The 425-nt window shown below is 32.0% G+C and carries 2 pseudogenes; both read right to left on the reverse strand.

The window, feature by feature from the left end:
* Positions 1–202: pseudogene (locus HZY83_RS05640) on the reverse strand (carbohydrate ABC transporter permease); the annotation flags it as partial.
* Positions 203–217: 15 nt separating this feature from the next.
* Positions 218–425 (reverse strand): annotated as a pseudogene (locus HZY83_RS05645) (extracellular solute-binding protein); the annotation flags it as partial.

Consider the following 425-nt stretch of genomic DNA (forward strand, 5'->3'; position numbering starts at 1 on the left):
GTTTAAATATTTCTTTAAAATTATCTAGCGAAAACTTACGAGGAAAGAATGTGATACCACCTTTTTGCGCATCGACACCGGAATTAAATGCTAAGGCAAAGATATTGATTAGTGGCAATATAATAGTAATAACTAAACCTATTATGATAATTAATGAAATGATGCGAATGACAATAGCACTTTTATCTTGGGATATTTTCATTGTCTAATACACCTCTTAGTAAATAATTTGCGTTCCTTTTTTATCTCTTTGATTTTCTACATAACGTTCAAACTGATTTAAACCAGCTTCGTTCAAGCGTTGTTTCGCACTATCGATTATTTGCTTGGCTTCTTTGTCAGTTCTTGAATAATAAGCGCGTTTAATTGCGTCGCTATAATCATCAAGTGCTACCTCTAAATCTTCACCATACTCATATTTAGAT

The organism is Gemella sp. GH3, assembly GCF_013415425.1.
Taxonomy (GTDB): Bacteria; Bacillota; Bacilli; order Staphylococcales; family Gemellaceae; genus Gemelliphila.